Annotated in this window: 19 protein-coding genes; 5 read left to right on the top strand and 14 right to left on the bottom strand. The window is 33.0% G+C overall.

The genetic code is table 11. From position 1 onward, the window contains the following. Nucleotides 1-88 precede the first annotated feature (88 nt). Complete coding sequence (locus P2W65_RS24910) at nucleotides 89-4,150, top strand: DUF7948 domain-containing protein (protein ID WP_289662403.1); 4,062 nt, start codon at nucleotides 89-91, stop codon at nucleotides 4,148-4,150. An 82-nt stretch (nucleotides 4,151-4,232) separates the two neighbouring features. Here the strand turns inward: P2W65_RS24910 and P2W65_RS24915 are convergent, their stop codons facing one another. Continuing rightward, a complete protein-coding gene (locus P2W65_RS24915) occupies nucleotides 4,233-5,510 on the bottom strand; it encodes an MFS transporter (RefSeq protein ID WP_289662404.1) in 1,278 nt (425 codons plus the stop codon). Nucleotides 5,511-5,783: 273 nt separating this feature from the next. On the opposite strand from P2W65_RS24915, the gene bshC reads away from it, so the two are divergent. The 3 genes from bshC to P2W65_RS24930 all read left to right on the top strand — a co-directional run bounded on the left by bshC (nucleotide 5,784) and on the right by P2W65_RS24930 (nucleotide 9,410). After that, nucleotides 5,784-7,373, top strand: a complete 1,590-nt coding sequence (gene bshC, locus P2W65_RS24920) for a bacillithiol biosynthesis cysteine-adding enzyme BshC (RefSeq protein ID WP_289662406.1) — start codon at nucleotides 5,784-5,786, stop codon at nucleotides 7,371-7,373. A gap of 123 nt (nucleotides 7,374-7,496) precedes the next feature. Then, entirely contained in the window at nucleotides 7,497-8,768 is a 1,272-nt protein-coding gene (locus P2W65_RS24925) for an acyltransferase family protein (RefSeq protein WP_289662407.1), read from the top strand. A gap of 222 nt (nucleotides 8,769-8,990) precedes the next feature. Next, on the top strand, nucleotides 8,991-9,410 hold the full coding sequence (locus tag P2W65_RS24930; protein ID WP_012026941.1) for a nucleoside-diphosphate kinase: 420 nt from the start codon (nucleotides 8,991-8,993) through the stop codon (nucleotides 9,408-9,410). A gap of 116 nt (nucleotides 9,411-9,526) precedes the next feature. Here P2W65_RS24930 and P2W65_RS24935 read toward each other — a convergent pair whose 3' ends face one another. Genes P2W65_RS24935 through P2W65_RS24945 form a run of 3 tightly spaced genes read right to left on the bottom strand, consistent with a single transcriptional unit; the run spans nucleotide 9,527 to nucleotide 10,719 of the window. Beyond that, entirely contained in the window at nucleotides 9,527-9,973 is a 447-nt protein-coding gene (locus P2W65_RS24935) for a hypothetical protein (RefSeq protein WP_289662409.1), read from the bottom strand. 28 nt (nucleotides 9,974-10,001) lie between these two features. Then, nucleotides 10,002-10,298 (bottom strand): DciA family protein, encoded by a 297-nt coding sequence (locus P2W65_RS24940; RefSeq protein WP_289662410.1) that lies wholly within the window; start codon nucleotides 10,296-10,298, stop codon nucleotides 10,002-10,004. Next, entirely contained in the window at nucleotides 10,279-10,719 is a 441-nt protein-coding gene (locus tag P2W65_RS24945; protein ID WP_289662411.1) for a lipocalin family protein, read from the bottom strand. The genes P2W65_RS24940 and P2W65_RS24945 overlap by 20 nt, the downstream gene beginning before the upstream one ends. A 233-nt stretch (nucleotides 10,720-10,952) precedes the next feature. Here P2W65_RS24945 and P2W65_RS24950 point away from each other — a divergent pair, with 233 nt between their 5' ends. Continuing rightward, nucleotides 10,953-12,017 carry a serine hydrolase domain-containing protein gene (locus P2W65_RS24950; RefSeq protein WP_289662412.1) on the top strand — a complete coding sequence of 355 codons (1,065 nt, stop codon included), beginning with the start codon at nucleotides 10,953-10,955 and terminating at the stop codon, nucleotides 12,015-12,017. A 15-nt stretch (nucleotides 12,018-12,032) separates the two neighbouring features. Here the strand turns inward: P2W65_RS24950 and P2W65_RS24955 are convergent, their stop codons facing one another. From P2W65_RS24955 to P2W65_RS25000, 10 genes are all read right to left on the bottom strand, one after another. Then, on the bottom strand, nucleotides 12,033-12,539 hold the full coding sequence (locus tag P2W65_RS24955) for a Zn-dependent protease (RefSeq protein WP_289662414.1): 507 nt from the start codon (nucleotides 12,537-12,539) through the stop codon (nucleotides 12,033-12,035). Nucleotides 12,540-12,657: 118 nt separating this feature from the next. Then, a complete protein-coding gene (locus P2W65_RS24960) occupies nucleotides 12,658-12,840 on the bottom strand; it encodes a hypothetical protein (protein WP_289662415.1) in 183 nt (60 codons plus the stop codon). Nucleotides 12,841-12,846: 6 nt separating this feature from the next. Continuing rightward, a complete protein-coding gene (ftsY, locus tag P2W65_RS24965; RefSeq protein ID WP_289662417.1) occupies nucleotides 12,847-13,800 on the bottom strand; it encodes a signal recognition particle-docking protein FtsY in 954 nt (317 codons plus the stop codon). A gap of 187 nt (nucleotides 13,801-13,987) precedes the next feature. Continuing rightward, the gene (locus P2W65_RS24970; RefSeq protein ID WP_008468081.1) at nucleotides 13,988-14,140 is read right to left on the bottom strand and encodes a DUF4295 domain-containing protein; all 153 of its coding nucleotides are present in this window, start codon (nucleotides 14,138-14,140) and stop codon (nucleotides 13,988-13,990) included. Between the two features lie 73 nt (nucleotides 14,141-14,213). Then, nucleotides 14,214-14,396, bottom strand: coding sequence for a 50S ribosomal protein L33 (rpmG, locus tag P2W65_RS24975; RefSeq protein ID WP_008253902.1), 183 nt, complete (start codon nucleotides 14,394-14,396; stop codon nucleotides 14,214-14,216). A 27-nt stretch (nucleotides 14,397-14,423) separates the two neighbouring features. Then, nucleotides 14,424-14,660: a 50S ribosomal protein L28 gene (rpmB, locus tag P2W65_RS24980; RefSeq protein WP_008468080.1), complete on the bottom strand. Its 237-nt coding sequence runs from the start codon at nucleotides 14,658-14,660 to the stop codon at nucleotides 14,424-14,426. Between the two features lie 71 nt (nucleotides 14,661-14,731). After that, complete coding sequence (locus P2W65_RS24985; protein WP_289662474.1) at nucleotides 14,732-15,985, bottom strand: CinA family nicotinamide mononucleotide deamidase-related protein; 1,254 nt, start codon at nucleotides 15,983-15,985, stop codon at nucleotides 14,732-14,734. Between the two features lie 152 nt (nucleotides 15,986-16,137). Then, the gene (locus tag P2W65_RS24990; protein WP_008468078.1) at nucleotides 16,138-16,482 is read right to left on the bottom strand and encodes an Hpt domain-containing protein; all 345 of its coding nucleotides are present in this window, start codon (nucleotides 16,480-16,482) and stop codon (nucleotides 16,138-16,140) included. Beyond that, entirely contained in the window at nucleotides 16,482-17,093 is a 612-nt protein-coding gene (locus tag P2W65_RS24995) for a fumarylacetoacetate hydrolase family protein (RefSeq protein ID WP_179002344.1), read from the bottom strand. Before P2W65_RS24995 ends, P2W65_RS24990 begins: the two co-directional genes overlap by 1 nt. A 90-nt stretch (nucleotides 17,094-17,183) precedes the next feature. Continuing rightward, nucleotides 17,184-17,954 carry a 3'-5' exonuclease gene (locus P2W65_RS25000; RefSeq protein WP_179002345.1) on the bottom strand — a complete coding sequence of 257 codons (771 nt, stop codon included), beginning with the start codon at nucleotides 17,952-17,954 and terminating at the stop codon, nucleotides 17,184-17,186. Between the last annotated feature and the right edge of the window lie 54 nt (nucleotides 17,955-18,008).

The following is an 18,008-nucleotide window of genomic DNA, read 5'->3' on the forward strand; positions in this document are numbered from 1 at the left end:
ACGGGTTATTGGGGACTTTTTTACATTTGATTTTTTGATTTGAAATTGTAAACATTTAATTACATTTGTCTCAGCCCAAATTACTCAAATGAAACAAAAATTACTTTTTCTTTTTCTTTTTCTACTAGTTACAGTTGCATTATTCTCTCAAAATAAAAATCAATCTATTGGTTTTAAAGAAAACAAAGGACAAATTGTAGATCAAAATGGAAAATTAAACACAGCTGTTAAATATTTATTAAACACGAACGGTTTAAATGTCCAACTCAAAACAAATGGCTTTTCTTATGATGTTTATGAAGTAAAGAGAGTATCTGTTATTAATTCAAATACAGCAAAAACGCTTCCTTACTCAATTCCAGAAAAAGAAGATGTAAGAAAAGAAGAATTTAAGTTAGAATATATTTTTCATCGAATTGATATTGATTTTACTAACTCCAATCCTAATGTAGAATTAGTTACCCAACAAAAATCAGGTGATTTTGACAACTATTATAACATTCCAAATAAACTAGAAGGAATTATTGGAGTCCATCAATACAAACAAGTAACATATAAAAACATTTATCCAAATATTGATGCTGTTTTTACAATTCCTGATGACCCTAAAAAAACGGTTGAGTATAATTTTGTAATCCATCCAAAAGGAAAAATTTCTGACATTAAATTAAAATTTAATGGTGCCGAAACCAATTTGGATAATAACAAAATACTAATGGATGTTCGCTTTGGAAAAATAGAAGAAACACTTCCCGCAAGCTGGATTGAAGATGGAGAAAATAAAAAAGAGATAGCTGTTGAATATATTAAAATTAAGAAAAACCTTTACGGATTTAATGCCCCGAAAGATGTTTCTGGTAAAACAATAATTATTGATCCTGTACCAACTAGACTTTGGGGAACTTATTATGGTGGCGAAGAACTTGATTATGCAAGATCGCTTTTCAGCAAAGATGATTTTGTCTACATGGCCGGAACTACTTACAGTAAAAATAATATTGCTTCAAGTGGAGCTTTTCAAACATCGTTATTAGCAGAAATGAATTATGATTCCTATTTTGTTAAATTCAATTCAGATGGAACAAGGGTTTGGGGAACTTATTATGGCGGAAACAACACAGATGAAATTTTAAAGATTAAGGTTTCGAATAGTAATAATATTTTTATAGCAGGCAGAAGTTTAAGCCCTACTAATATTGCTACTCCATTAAGTCATCAACCCGTAAAAAGTGGTTATTTTGATGGATTTATAGCAAAATTTGATTCTAATGGAGTAAGAGAATGGGGAACTTATTATGGCGGTTTACTAAATGAATCAATAAATAGCATCTTAATTGACTCAAACGAGAATTTTTATGTTTGTGGAGAAACTAATAGCAAAGAAAGCATTAGTACCATTGGAGCACATCAAACAACAGCGGGAAATTTGTTAGATAGTACGACTGATGGCTTTATAGCAAAATTTAATTCTGATGGTTTACAACAGTGGGCAACCTATTACGGAGGTAATAATTTAGATGTTTTAAATGATTGCGGATTTGATTCGGACGGAAATATTATTTTTCTCGGATATTCAAGAAGTCCTAATAATATAGCAACTGAACATTCTTATCAAGAGACAATAATTAAAGATGATGGTTTTTTAGTAAAATTTACTCCTGATGGAAATCGTATTTGGGGAACCTACTTCGGAGGAGAAAACAATGATTATTTTTATAATATAGGCTTAGATTCTGATTACAACATTTATTGTTTCGGAAAAACTAATAGTGTAAACAATATTAGCAGCCCAGGTGTTTTTCAAGAAACTTATATTGAAAGCTCAGGAAATTACAGTACTGGATGCCTCATTAAATTTAACAATAATGGACAAAAATTATGGGGTTCTTATTTTTTTCCAGAAATTTTAGGAGGATCTGTTACTAAAAGCGGCTCAATTTATTTTGCTGGGAGAGCAGAAAGTGGTTTTCAAGCAACAGAAAATGTTTTTCAAGAGACTCAAAACTCTGGAACTAAATCTTATTTAGTCAAATTCAATACCAATGGACAAAGAGAATGGGCAACCTATTTTGGAGGAGAAATGGCAGATAATGCATCCACAGTATATGCTGATAATAACTTCAATATTTTTTTAGGTGGATCTACTAATAGCAAAACTAATATTGCTACACCAGGAACTCACCAAGAGAATCTCTACCCTGATAAAATCAGTTATCAACCTAACACTGCAGATGCTTTTTTGGTAAAATTTAAAGATTGTGATTCTAATGCATCAATCTCTAGCAATTCACCAATTTGTTTTGGCAAAACTCTTGAATTAAGAGCCTCTGGTGGAAATGGATATACATGGACAGGCCCAAATGGTTTTACCTCTTCAGATCAGAATCCAATTATAACAAATGTAAATTCACTAAATAATGGAGAATATACTTGTACATTGACAGGATCTGATTTATGCAATAATATTTTAAAAATAAAAGTCACTATTGGGGACATTGAATCTCCAATTCCAAATTTAGCTATTCTTCCGATCATAACTGGAGACTGTAATACGACTATAACATCTTTACCAACTGCAACTGATGCCTGTGCTGGACAAATCACAGGAACAACCACAAGTCCACTATCTTATAATTTACCTGGAAATTATACTATTATATGGAACTATACTGATGGAAACGGAAATACATCAACCCAAAACCAAATCGTTACTATTACTGGCCAGCCTTTACCATCAGCAGATCCTTTACAAATTTTCTGTGTTGATCAAAATGCGGGATTAAACGATATACAAATTACTGGAGAAAATGTAAAATGGTACAGTAATCTAACTGGCGGAACATTAGTGCCAATCACAACTTTACTCCAGGACAAAGCCACCTATTATGCTTCTCAAACCATAAACGGTTGTGAAAGTGACAGAGTTCCTGTAAAAATCAATATTCAGGTTACTTTCCCTCCAACAGGAGATGCAAATCAACAATTTTGCACTGGACAAAACCCGACAATTGCAAATCTTCAGGTTACTGGAAATTCGGTAAAATGGTATAATTCATCAACAAATGGTTCTTTATTAGCAGAAACAACAAATCTTGAAAATGGTAAAACCTATTATGCATCTCAAACAGAAAACAGTTGTGAAAGCCCTAGATTTGAAGTTAGAGTTTCAATTGTAAATACTCCCTCTGTTCCATCAGGAAATCCAACTCAAGAATTTTGCAAAAATGAAAATCCAACGCTGGAAAACATTCCAATGAATGGACAAAATTTAAAATGGTACGATACCAATTTTTCCGCAACTCCCCTGCCTAATACAACTTTATTAGAAAATAATCGAACGTATTACGCTTCTCAAACAATTGGATGTGAAGGTGACAGAACTCCAATTTTGATAAAAGTTCATGATACTCCTGCACCAACTGGAAATAACAGCCAGCAATTTTGTATTGATGAAATTGCAACCCTAGAAAATTTAAACATAACAGGAACTAATATTAAATGGTATGATTCCGCAACAGCTGGAAATATTTTACCAGAAACTACTTTATTACAAAACGCAGTTTACTATGCTGCACAAACTTTAAATAGTTGTGAAAGCGATAGATTCGCTGTCAACGTCAAAATTCAGGATACTCAAATTCCTATTGCAGATTCTCCACAAATATTCTGTATTCAAAAAAATGCAAAAATTAGTGATATTGATGTTTCTGGACAAAGTAAAAAATGGTACGAAAGTATTTCTTCCAACACTTCTATATCAGAATCAACACTTCTTGAAAATGGTATGACTTATTATGTTTCACAAACCATAAGCAATTGCGAAAGTGACAGAATTCCTGTTTCCATTACTATTCTTGGAGTAACAACCGGCGATTGTATTAATTTTGTTGATGAACTCCCTTTCCCAAAATTCTTTACTCCAAATGGCGACGGCTATAATGATATTTGGACAATTGATGCTGCTTATTTAGCGCCAGGAACGGGAATTAAAATCTATGATCGCTACGGAAAGCTAATTAAAGAATTAGCTCCAAATACTTCTTGGAATGGAACTTATCTTGGAAATCTAGAGCCCGCGTCAGATTATTGGTTTTTAGCCACACGTTTTAACGGCACTGAATTTAGAGGCCATTTTAGTTTAAAACGATAAAAAAAGTCCGCAATTCCTAATAAAGATTGCGGACTTTTTTAAAATTATATTCTTGATGCTTATCAGAATTTTAATTAGACTTTTAAAACTTATGTTCGTCTTTACTAATAACCAAAAATGAAATTAAAGATATCAATGCGGCAATAACTAAATAAAAGCCCACATAACTCACATCATATGTCTTGGCTAACCAAATAGCAATCATCGGCGCAAAAGCAGCCCCAAGAATCCCTGCCATATTAAATGTTAATGATGCGCCAGAATAACGAACATTCGTAGGAAATAATTCAGATAAAAAAGTACCTAGCGGTCCGTAAGTAAATCCCATTAAAGACATTCCGATACAAGCAAAAACGGTTACTAATGCAATGTTTCCTGTACTTAAAAAATAAGCAAAGAAAAATCCAAAAACAGCAATTGCAGCTGTAGCCAGAATAAGCATTTTACGGCGTCCGATTTTATCTGCCACTACAGCAGAAACTGGAATAAAAAGTGCAAAAAACAATACAGAAAATAACTGAATCAACAATCCATCTCTTTTCACGATTCCTAAATCTGAAGTTGCCCAGCTTAAGGTAAATACAGTCATCAAATAGAAAACCAAGAAAGTTGTGATTGCTGCAAAAGTTCCAAAAATCAATTGGTTCTTATATGATTTTACTAATTCCAGAAAAGGAACTTTAACTTCTTCCTGCTCTTTTTTAGAATTTTCGAAAGAAGGTGTCTCTGTAATTTTTGTTCTAATATAAAATCCAACAATTACTAGAAGTGCACTGGCAATGAAAGGAATTCTCCAGCCATAATCCATAAAATCTTCATTGCTCATCGAATCGGTTAAAAGTAAAAATGTTCCTCCCGAAAGCAGTAATCCAATTGGCGCTCCTAATTGTGGAAACATTCCGTACCAAGCACGCTTATTTGGCGGCGCATTTTCTATAGCCAATAAAACAGCTCCTCCCCACTCGCCTCCTAAACCAACACCTTGTCCAAATCTGCAAAGCATTAACAATAAAGGTGCTGCAACTCCAATACTTTCATAACTTGGCAGAAAACCAATCGTAACTGTAGAAATTCCCATAGTTAACAAAGCGGCAACTAAAGTAAATTTTCGACCAATCTTATCTCCATAATGTCCGAAAAAAGCAGAACCCAAAGGACGGGATAAAAATGCAATTGAAAATGTTGCTAAAGACTCCAATGTTGCCATAGTCGAATCTGCACTAGGAAAAAATAATTGAGGAAAAACCAATACAGCAGCATTGGCATAAATATAAAAATCAAAAAATTCGATTGTTGTGCCAATAAGGCTTCCAAAAAGAACATGTTTTAAGGAGTTCTTTTGATTCGGGTTCGTTTTCATGTAAAATTGATATAACTTTTTTTTTGATTACAAAAATATAGTTTCATTATTAATAATTCATCTTTCAGATAATTAGTTTTAAAACACTTTCTGTTTTTTAACAAAATTCATGTATTTTATATTTTAAAAAGCACGATTTCATCTGTTTTCAAAAACCTGATTATCGGAACTTTAAAACAAAAATGGAATTATCAATTCTTAAGCAATTGTTAATAGCGTTTTTAACTGCATATTTTCATTAAATTTACAGCTGTCAAAAATAAATTTAAAATTATGCCTACCGACTGTATCAGCTTTCAATCTTCTGGTTATTTTTCTAAACTAATGCAAGATTACTTAGATCAAAAAGAAGAATTAAAACCGCTGTACAATAATTTTCCAACCTTAGAAAATTTCGAAAAACAAATTGCTGAAAAAGCAGCTAATTTTGATCATAACAACCGAATTCCATTGGTTAAAACCTTGGAAAAACAATACGAGAATATTGAAATTTCGGATTCAACTAAACAAAATATTTCGCTTTTAGCACTCGAAAATACTTTTACCATCACAACCGGACATCAGCTAAATTTATTCAGCGGACCGTTGTATTTTTTGTATAAAATCATTTCTACCATTAATTTAACCAAAGAGTTAAAATCGAAATACCCTTCTTATAATTTCGTTCCGGTTTATTGGATGGCAACAGAAGACCATGATTTTGAAGAAATTAATTATTTTAATTTTAAAGGAAAAAAAATCCGCTGGAATGCTGAAAGTACAGGCCCAGTTGGAAGATTATCTACTAATGGATTGGAAGATTTATTTGAAATCTATTCTAAAGAATTAGGTTCAAGCACAAATGCCAACGCACTTAAAAAGCTATTTGAAGATGCCTATTTAAAACATGAAAAATTAGCCGATGCTACACGTTATTTAGCAAATGCTCTTTTTTCTAGTTATGGTTTGGTTATTATAGATGCAGACGATGCCGATTTAAAACATGCCTTTATTCCGTTTGTAAAAGAGGAATTAGAGAATCAAACCTCATTTAAAGCGGTACAAAAATCAATTGAACAACTTTCAGATTATACTGTTCAGGTAAATCCAAGAGAAATCAATTTGTTTTATATCGAAGATAAACTGCGTGAAAGAATTATTTTTGAAAATGATAAATATTTAGTTAACAATACTAAAATCTCGTTTTCAAAAGAAGAAATTCTCAAATTATTGGAAAGCAATCCTGAAAAATTTAGTCCAAACGTAATTATGCGTCCGCTGTATCAGGAAATTATCCTTCCGAATCTTTGCTATATTGGTGGAGGCGGAGAAATTGCATATTGGTTGGAGTTAAAAGGATTTTTTGATGCTGTAAACATTACTTTCCCAATCTTATTAGTTCGAAATTCAGTTCTTTTAGCAACTGAAAAACAAGTTAAAAAAGCCGATAATTTAGGTTTAAGCTGGAAAGATTTATTTAGCAAATCAGAAAATCTAATCAATGCTGTTACACATAAACTTTCTCCATTTCCAATAGATTTGACAGAGCAAAAAGAAGCTCTTGAAAAACAATTCAACTATCTATTCGAATTGGCTGAAAAGACCGACAAATCATTTTCTGGTGCTGTAAAAGCACAGGAAATAAAACAGAAAAAAGGATTAGAAAATCTGGAAAAACGTTTGCTTAGAGCACAAAAAAGAAAATTACAGGATCAATTACAGCGTGTTAATGATTTGCAGTGCGAATTATTTCCAAATCACAGCTTACAAGAACGTCAAGCCAACTTTTCTGAATTTTATTTAGAAAACGGAGAGCAATTGATACCGCTTTTAATCCAAAAATTAAAACCTTTAGAACATAATTTTGATATCATAATAATCTAAAATAATTATCTTTAGAAATTCAAAGTAATAGCTTAGGAACAAATAACCAGCTCATTTCCGAAAGTATTGCTTCTCTCAAACCAAATAGAATTATATTTTATAACCTATTAACGAACTAACCAAATGGTAAGAGAACGCCTAATTTCGCTTGATGTCTTTCGCGGACTAACTATTCTATTAATGACTATTGTAAACAATCCGGGAGACTGGGGCAATGTTTATCCGCCGCTTTTACACGCGCACTGGAACGGTTGTACACCAACTGATCTTGTATTTCCGTTTTTTGTTTTTATAATGGGAGTTGCGGTTCCGCTCGCAATGCCGGACAAAGTTTATGACGATACTACATTCAATAAAATCCTGATTCGTTCCTTAAGAATGCTCTGTCTTGGAATATTTTTCAATTTCTTTGGCAAAATTGAGCTGTTCGGTTTGGACGGAATTCCGTTGCTTATTGCCCGATTAGCTGTAACTATTGCTGTTGGTTATGCCTTAATGGGAAGCTTCAGTACCAAACTAAAAAATATCTTCGCTTTCGGCATATTAGCATTGTATCTCATTTTAGCTTATGGAGGATTTGAAAATTATCAAGACGTAAGACTTCCAGGTGTTTTGCAGCGTATTGCCGTTGTTTATTTTGTAGTTTCGCTTTTGTACTTAAAAACTTCTCGTAAAACACAATTCATTACAGGAATCGTTTTGCTTTTCGGCTATTGGGCAGTTATGACTTTAATTCCTGTTCCGGGATTTGGAGAAGCCAATTTAGAAAGAGGAACCAATTTAGCCGCTTGGATAGACAGCGTTTTGCTAAAAGGACATATGTATCACGAAACCAAAACTTGGGATCCAGAAGGAATATTAAGCACAATTCCGTCTATTGTAAACGGAATTATAGGTTTATTCATTGGACAAATTTTACTACTCGGCGCAACTAAAATTAACAAAGCGCAAAGAATGGGAATGATTGGCGTCGGGCTTATTTTCTTCGGATTAATGTGGGATTTAGTTTTCCCAATAAACAAATCGATCTGGACAAGCAGTTACGTCTTGTATACAACAGGTCTAGCCACTGTATCTTTAACGACACTATATTATGTCATTGATATAGCGGAATATAAAAAAGGATTCAAACTTTTCGTAATTTGGGGAGTTAACCCAATGCTTGTATTTTTTGCATCACAGATTATTCCGCAGGCCTTAACCATGATCCGATTCCAAAATCCTCATAATCCCGAGGAACAAACCAATCTTTTAAGCTATTTATATAATTTCGGAATCGCACCTTTTTTCAGCAATCCAATGACAGCTTCTTTAGCGGGCGCGTTGACCTATGTAGCAATCTGGACATTTATTCTTTGGATTTTCTATAGAAACAAATTGATATTCAAAGTCTAAATTTGTTTCACCATATAAGTGATATAAGTTCATTTAAAAGCTTCACGAAGAAACACCAAATAAATTTTACCGCGTTCTAAAATGAACTTATATCACTTATATGGTTTCCATAAAAAACATTTCTTGCCCAAAACATCGTTTCTAACGACTTTTAATTATGAATTTATTAAAATCAATTGATAAAAAAAGTATACTTTTGCACAAAATTTAATAAAATACAAAATGGCAACAAATAGAACTTTTACAATGATTAAACCAGATGCTGTTGCAAACGGACACATCGGGAACATCTTAGCAATGATTACTAATGGTGGTTTCAAAATCGTTTCATTAAAATTAACTCAATTAACTGTAGCTGATGCTAAAGCATTCTATGCAGTTCACGCAGAAAGACCTTTCTACGGAGAATTAGTTGAATTTATGTCTCGCGGGCCAATCGTTGCCGCTATTTTAGAAAAAGATAACGCAGTAGAAGATTTCAGAACTTTAATTGGAGCTACAAACCCAGCTGAAGCTGCTGAAGGAACTATTCGTAAAGCATACGCTACTTCAATCGGAGAAAACGCAGTTCACGGATCTGATAGCGACGAAAATGCTGCTATCGAAAGTGCATTCCATTTTGCTGGAAGAGAGCAGTTCTAGTATTCAGTGTTCAGCTTTTAGCTGGCAGTGAAAATAAAAAAGAAGCCGATTCAAATTTTGAATCGGCTTCTTTTTTATTTTTATTTTTCTATTTAAACATCTCAACGTTCTCTGTTTTAAAAAGCACTTGTAGTCTCACCCAGATTGAGTAAATTGTCTTGCAACCTTAATTTTAGGATCTCGAAATTTTTATGATAAAAATTAGAAATAGATCCTATTCGTTTTCCATTCTCAAAAATAAAAACAGATTCATAAACACCTCCTTTTGCAGATTCAAACTTATTCATAAAACCATCTAATGCAGCAATTTTATAAATATTAGATTTTCCGATCCCAAAATAACGTCTCACAATGATATGATCTTCATTAATTTCTAAGCTGTGAGCTCTAGTCCTCAAGACAGTAAACCAAAAGAGAACAATAAGCAACAAAAACAAAACAGCAGGCCAAACATGTGCTTCTGGCGAATTATAAGCCAAATAAAAAACCAAAGGCCCCATAATACTAAAATACGAAACTAAAATAATTGGAAAAATCTTAAATTTCGTTTTTAAATAGGTCATATTAAACTGTATTTCAGGATATAAATTCTTATCTCAAAACCACCTCTTTCACAACATCACGACCTAATTCTTCGTTAATCATCTTAACGATTTTAGATTTTCCGTGACTTAATTCTTCGCGCAAAACTGCCGATCCTAATTCGACATAAAGCGTACTGCCTTTAAGAACAACATTTTTAGTATAAGTATTCACACCACTTCCCATAAGGTTTTTCCAGGCATCACGAACATCAATTTGATCCATTCCCGGCTGTAATTTATTCACTTGAATAATCTGCTGTAAAACAGCACTAATTGTAGATTCGCTATTTAGTCTTTTTGCCATCGTTCAAGAGATTTATTGGTGCTGCTTTTTTATAATGATATTCTATTTTTTGTGGATTTTTAACCACTAATTCTTTATCCGAAAGCGAGATGATTTCTTCGCTCCATTTCGTATAATCTGTTTTATAATCCAAGAAAACATGTTCTCCCGCAAAACGAACCGAAACATTTTCAAAAGTATCCGTAGTTAAAAATGTACCGTCAAACTGTGGCATTACTTTCGTTCGAACACCTTTATTATCTTTAATTTGAAAAAAATCAAAAGTTTCATTCATCTTATAGTCCTTCTCTTCGCCTTTGTCAAAAACTACTTTTTCAATTTCCCAATAACCGTTTAACTTAGCAATATCTTCAGGTTTTACTTCTTGTTTACAGCTTACAAACAAAAGCGATAAAACCAAAATCATAAAAGTGTTTTTCATAAGTACTTGAATTTTTATAAGGAGCTGAAAACCTGCTGTCCGTTATATCTTTTGTGCCGAACCCCGGCACAAAAGGATACCACTTCCATCAGGGCTAGGGCTTTAGTTTTCAAAAGATTTTTCTCGGACTACAAAGATAACCTTATAATCATCAAAAGAAACAAAAAATCAAAAAACACATTAAACTATTTTACATATTTTTGGTCAAACCCCAAAACCAAAAACAAAAAGACATGACCAAAACTATTTACGGATTATTGACGGCCTTATTATTTATAAGCTGCAGTAAAGATTCAGCAGAACCTGACACAACTCCCTCAGAAAGCATGTATTTCCCTCCTCTAACAGGAACAACTTGGGAAACAAAATCAATCGCAGAGCTAAAATGGAATCAAAATGCTGTACAGCCACTTTTAGATTATCTAGAGCTCAAACACTCTAAATCGTTCATCATTTTAGTAAACGGAAAAATCGTTCTTGAAAATTACTTTAACAATCATACCGCGACTACAAATTGGTACTGGGCAAGCGCAGGAAAAACTTTAACTTCGACTTTAACTGGAATTGCGCAGCAAGAAGGACTTTTAAACATAAACAATAAAGTCTCTCAATATTTAGGAACAGGTTGGACAAGCGAAACGCTTACTAAAGAAAACCTAATAACCTGTAAACATCTTTTAACCATGACATCGGGTCTTGATGACGCTACCGATGATGTAGATCCAGAAGACCTAATCTACAAAGCCGATGCAGGAACTCGTTGGGCCTACCACAATGTTTATGTAAAACTGCAAGATGTAGTTGCTAAAGCCAGTGGACAAACTTGGCAGAACTATTTCAACACCAGATTAAGAGACAAAATCGGCATGGATGGCACTTGGATACAGCTTGGCGTAAATAGTGTCTACGCAAGTACAACTAGAAGTATGGCTAGATTTGGCTTATTAATGCTTAACAAAGGAAAATGGGAAAATAACGTAATTTTAAACGAAGCCTTTTTTAACGAAGCTACAAATACTTCACAAAATATCAATTTAGGATACGGTTATCTATGGTGGCTAAACGGTAAAGCCAATTATCATTTACCGCAATCGCAGTTAACATTTCAAGGAAGTGTAATTCCAACCGGGCCAAGCGATATGTTTATGGCATTAGGAAAAAATGACCAAAAGATTTACGTAGTTCCAAGCAAAAACATGGTTGTAATTAGAATGGGAGATGCAGCAGACAATGTAAATCTTGCTCTATCTGATTTTGACAAAACGTTGTGGGAGAAAATTAATGCTTTATATCAATAAATTACGAATTACAGTTTAAATCAACTGCCATCCCTTATTTTTCAAAAAGCTTTTACAGCTTTTACAAAAATCTTTTTCTTCATTCAGTGGGTTTCCGCCTTCGGCATCACGCATTAAACACGTTTTAATTTTGCAATGCGGCAAACCTGCTCTATGACCTAATTCATGCAGAACTAGTTTATAAAACTGGCTATTTCTGTGTATTTTAGACAACCTAAAATCGGAAACAACACAGGCTTTTCCAGGCATGTAACCTAACCCCATTACACCCCAATCTTTAATATTGTTTTTTGTTGTACTAATGTCAAAATGTGACAAACCAACAATAACAGAATCACTGCCAATACTATTTTTAAGATTTTTAATAATACTATCAGCACGATATCTATTACGGAGCTTGTAAAAAGATTTTTCAGGGAAGTCTATATTCTGCCGTAAAACAACATTTGGATTAATTGTTTTTATTTCAGTAAAGACCTTTTGAGATTGTTTAATTTCAAAATTACCCAAAGGCTGTATCACTATAACCTTTTGATTTTTTTCAGTATTTTCATTCTGTTGTCTGCCTGTACAACAGCATAAGCAAAAAATCAAAATGAAAACACTGTATTTCATATTAGTGAAAGAAGAACTAAATGAATTATTTTTTATTGGTATTTATTCTTTTAAGAACTCCTAAAAAGAATAAAATAATTCCAGCAACAAGCAAAACATAATAAAAAGAAAGATTACCATCCTTCAATACATTTGCTAAAACAAAACATATAACGCTAGCAAAATAAAAAGCAACAGCAGATATGTTTTTTAAAGATTCAAAACTCATTATTTTTTATTTAAAGAAACTGTCAACGAATTCATATTTATTAAAGACTTGTAAATCTTCAATTCCTTCGCCAACACCAATATATTTAACTGGAATTTGAAACTGGTCTGAGATACCAATAACAACTCCACCTTTTGCAGTTCCGTCCAATTTAGTTACCGCTAACGAAGTTACTTCAGTTGCTGCCGTAAATTGTTTTGCTTGTTCAAAAGCATTTTGACCAGTAGAACCATCTAAAACCAAAAGCACATCGTGTGGCGCATCAACAACTACTTTCTGCATTACACGCTTTACTTTTGAAAGCTCATTCATCAAATTGATTTTATTATGAAGACGTCCAGCGGTATCAATAATAACAACGTCTGCATTTTGTGCAACTGCCGACTGCAAAGTATCAAAAGCTACAGAAGCTGGATCACTTCCCATATTTTGTCTCACAATTGGTACATCTACTCTATCAGCCCAAACCTGTAATTGATCAATTGCTGCTGCACGAAAAGTATCTGCTGCACCTAAAACTACCTTATGTCCAGCTTTTTTAAATTGATAAGCCAATTTTCCAATTGTTGTTGTTTTCCCTACTCCATTAACACCAACAACCATTAAAACATAAGGTTTTTTATCTTTTGGAATTTCAAATTCTGTCGCTTCGCCAGTATTCGTTTCAGACAACAAAGCTCCTATTTCGTCTCTTAGAATTTGGTTTAACTCTTCTGTTCCTAAATATTTATCTTCGGCAACACGTTTTTCAATTCTTTCAATGATTTTTAATGTCGTATTTACTCCAACATCTGAACCTACAAGAACTTCCTCCAGATCATCTAAAACATCATCATCGACTTTAGATTTTCCAGCAACAGCTTTGCTTAGCTTCGAGAAAAAAGTAGTTTTTGTTTTTTCAAGACCTTTGTCTAAAGTCTCTTTTTTTTCGGTAGAGAATAATTTTTTAAAAAAACTCATTTTTTGTAGATTATTAGATTTACTAGATTTCTCGATTATCAGACAAGAAATCCAAATCTTTAAAGAAAGTGCAATTGTTTTTCGAAAAAAGCCTAATTGTTACGATTCTTTAAATTTTTAGACAAATATAGGTAATAAAAAAGCTACTTCCGAAAGAAAGTAGCTTTTCTATATACTGTAAATGTAATTATTTCTTTTTCAAGAATTCATCAACTTCTTCAGGAGCCATAATAGATTCTACGAATGTATATGCACCAGTTTTAGGAGATTTTACCATTTTGATGGCTTTTGATAATCTCTTAGAAGATGTTTGTAACGATGCTACGGTTTTCTTTGCCATGATTCAAATGTTTTGGAATTCAATAAATCTTCAAATGAAAAACCATTTGAGATTTTATCAAAATCTCTAATTATTACTTAATTTCTTTGTGAACAGTTACTCTTTTTAAGATTGGATTAAATTTTTTAATCTCTAATCTGTCTGGAGTATTTTTTTTGTTCTTAGTTGTAATATATCTAGAAGTTCCTGGAACACCAGAAGTCTTGTGCTCAGTACATTCTAAAATTACTTGGATTCTATTACCTTTCTTTGCCATCTTGCTATATATTTATTTAGGAAAAGATTATTTGATAAATCCTTCTGACTGCGCTTTTTTCAAAACTGCAGTGATTCCATTTTTATTAATTGTTTTTATCGTAGATGCTGCTACTCTAAGAGTAATCCATCTATCTTCTTCCGGAAGATAAAAACGCTTTTTAACTAAGTTTACAGAAAACTTTCTCTTAGTTTTGTTCATAGCGTGAGAAACGTTATTTCCTACCATCGCTCTTTTACCTGTAAGGTCACAAACTCTTGACATTATACTTATCTTTTATCGTTATTCAAAATCAGGGTGCAAAGAAAAGAAAAATAAACCATTGTAGCAAAAAATTATTGCACAAATTTTAAAATTTCTTTCTGCAATATTTCTAAACTCTTAACTGTTGCCCTATCTACCACTTTTTCACGAGGTTGTCCGAAGTTAAATTCTTCCACAATTACCTCTGTTGGGGTCGCCAAAGCGATAAAAACAGTACCAATTTCGGCATCAGAATCTCCTTTTGAAGGTCCCGCGTTACCTGTCGTAGCTATCCCATAATCCGTTTGCAGTAACTTTTTCACATTCAAAGCCATAGACGACGCGACTTCCGCACTTACAACAGAATGTTTGGCTACCAACTCTTCTGGAACTCCAAGCACATTTATTTTAGCTTCGGTTGCATAAGAAACGACACTTCCTTTAAAATAACTGGAAGCTCCAGGAACAGCAGACAATAACGAGGCTACTCTTCCGCCAGTAAAACTTTCTGCTGTTGAAACCGTTTTATGCTGTTTAGTCAAAATTTTTCCAACTACTGATTCTAATGTTTCGTTTTCTTCATACCCCACAATTATATCATGAATTATTAAATCTAACGAACGCACATTTTCATCAATTGCCGCTTCTAAAACTTCTTTATCCACTCCTCTAGCTGTTAATCTTAAGCGAACTCGGCCTGGATTTGGCAGATAAGCCAGTTTTATAAATTCTGGAAGATTATTTTCCCAATGCTCAATACGTTCTGCAACTAAACTTTCACCCTGACCATAAGTCAAAATGGTTTTATGAATGATATATGGACGCTTATATTCTTTAACTATCTTAGGAATAATTTCTTCTTCAACCAGATATTTCATTTCGTAAGGAACTCCCGGAAGCGAAATAAAAACAGTATTTTCTTTCTTCATCCACATGCCCGGCGCCGTTCCAACTTTATTTGGCAGTACAGTACAAGTTGACGGCACTAAAGCTTGATCTTTATTTAATTGAGAAATCGGTCTTTTGTAAAAACCTTCTATTAATTCGGTAACATGTGCCAAAACTTCTGGATTTACAACCAGTTTATCATCAAAGTATTCACAGAACGTTTTTTTAGTCACATCATCTTTAGTTGGCCCCAGTCCGCCTGTAACTATTACAACATCAACTTTGTTCTGCAACTGAGTAAAAGTGTCTAAAATATGCTTTTTGTCATCGCTAATCGATAGCATTTCTGCTACCTCAACTCCAATTCTATCTAATGATTTAGCAATAAAAGCTGAATTTGTATCTACGATTTGACCAATTAGAATTTCATCTCCAATTGTTATGATTGCTGCTTTCATATTTATTTTAAGGAAATTTTCACCTGATTCAAACAGGTTTTATTAGGAAGAGAATCCAATACTTGAATCTGATTTTACAGAAACAGTATCTTTAAAACTAGAAAACAAAACCCAATCCTTTATCAAAATAAGAATTGGGTTCTATTTGCATTTTACAAATCAAAGTCTTTTTTTATCTCTTTGATTGCTTCTTTTACTTGCACTTTAATACTTTTAAAAGTTTCAATAATATCTTTTTTCTTGCCTTCTGCTTTTGTCCAAGCTTCTACTTGAAGGATTTCTTCAAATGCCACATTCAAACCCATTAAATCTAATGTTGGCTTAATTTTGTGCGCATAAGAATAGGCATATTTATGATCCTTTTTCTTAATTCCTTCTTTAATTTGTTTTAAATCTTCCGGAACTTCTGTAACAAATAAAGTTAAAATCTGATTTACAAATTCAGGATCGTTATCTGAAAGCGCATACACTTTCGAAAGGTTATACTTTAAAGCCATTATTTTACTTGTATTCTGAATAATTTTTTATCTTCTAAAAAGCCTTCTAAAACATCATTTGGTTTTACAGCCGAAACACCAGCTGGTGTTCCTGTAAAAATTATATCTCCAATTTTTAATGTAAAAAACTGAGAGACGTGCGAAATTAATTCATCAATCTTCCAAAGCATCATGCTTGAATTTCCTTTTTGAACTGTTTCTCCATTTGTTTTCAATTCAAAATTAAGGTTTTCCATAGAAAGAAAATCTGTTTTTGGTAAAAAATCACCAATAACCGCCGAACCGTCAAACGCTTTGGCTTTTTCCCACGGAAGCCCTTTTTCTTTTAATTTACTCTGTAAATCCCTCGCTGTAAAATCGATCCCAACACTAATCTCATCATAATATTTATGAGCAAATTTTGGTTCGATGTATTTTCCAACTTTATTAATCTTTACAATTATTTCTATTTCATGATGAACATCCTCAGAAAACTCCGGAATCACAAACGGATGTTGTTTCAGCAATACCGCAGAATCGGGTTTCATAAAAACTACCGGCTCACTCGGACGTTCGTTCTTTAATTCTTCTATATGATTGGCATAATTCCTGCCGACACAGATAATCTTCATTATTATTTAGTGTTCAGTTTTCAGTTTTTAGTATTCAGCAAAACCTATAGCATTCAAAGACTGAACACTAAAAACTGAACACTGCATACTTTACTTTGTGTTTAATTTTCTCAATTTAATTGCTGTCAAAACTTTTTTGGTATACAAAGGAAAATCAGCATTTTGAATCCAGCTGAAATAACCAGGCTCTGACTCCAAAACTTTTTCCACTTTTGCCCCTTTGTGCTTGCCAAAAGTAAAAATTTCTTCGTCATCTTTATCAAAAGCAATCATTCCAGCAAAATCAGCGATTTTTTTACGAGTTGTAAATTCAGATAAAGCCTTCATATCATTTTCCAATTCCGGATAACGATCTAACTGTGCTTTCAGAATTTCATAAGTCGCCATAGTATCCGCTTCAGCTGAATGGGCATTATCTAAACTTTTTCCACAATAAAATTTCAAAGCAGCACTAAGAGTTCGCTCTTCCATTTTATGAAAAATAGTCTGCACATCTACAGAAACTTTATTTTTCATATCAAAATCAACTCCTGCACGAAGCAATTCTTCTGCTAAAAGCGGAATATCAAAACGATCTGAGTTAAATCCTCCCAAATCGCTGTCTTTAATCATATTATGAATATGTGACGCTAATTCTGCAAAGGTTGGTTCGTTTGCTACTTTTTCATCAGTGATGCCATGTACCGCAGTAGTTTGCGGCGGAATTGGAATTGTTGGATTAACCAACCAGGTTTTACTTTCTTTGTTTCCGTTAGGAAAAACTTTGAATATTGAAATTTCTACGATTCTATCTTTACCGATATCAATTCCCGTTGTTTCGAGATCAAAAAAGCAAATTGGTTTGTTAAGTTTTAATTCCATTTCTAATTTTTATAAGTCTACAAATGTAATTTTTAAAGCCGAATATCCTCCTTT

This window comes from Flavobacterium panacagri (genome assembly GCF_030378165.1).
Classification (GTDB): domain Bacteria; phylum Bacteroidota; class Bacteroidia; order Flavobacteriales; family Flavobacteriaceae; genus Flavobacterium; species Flavobacterium panacagri.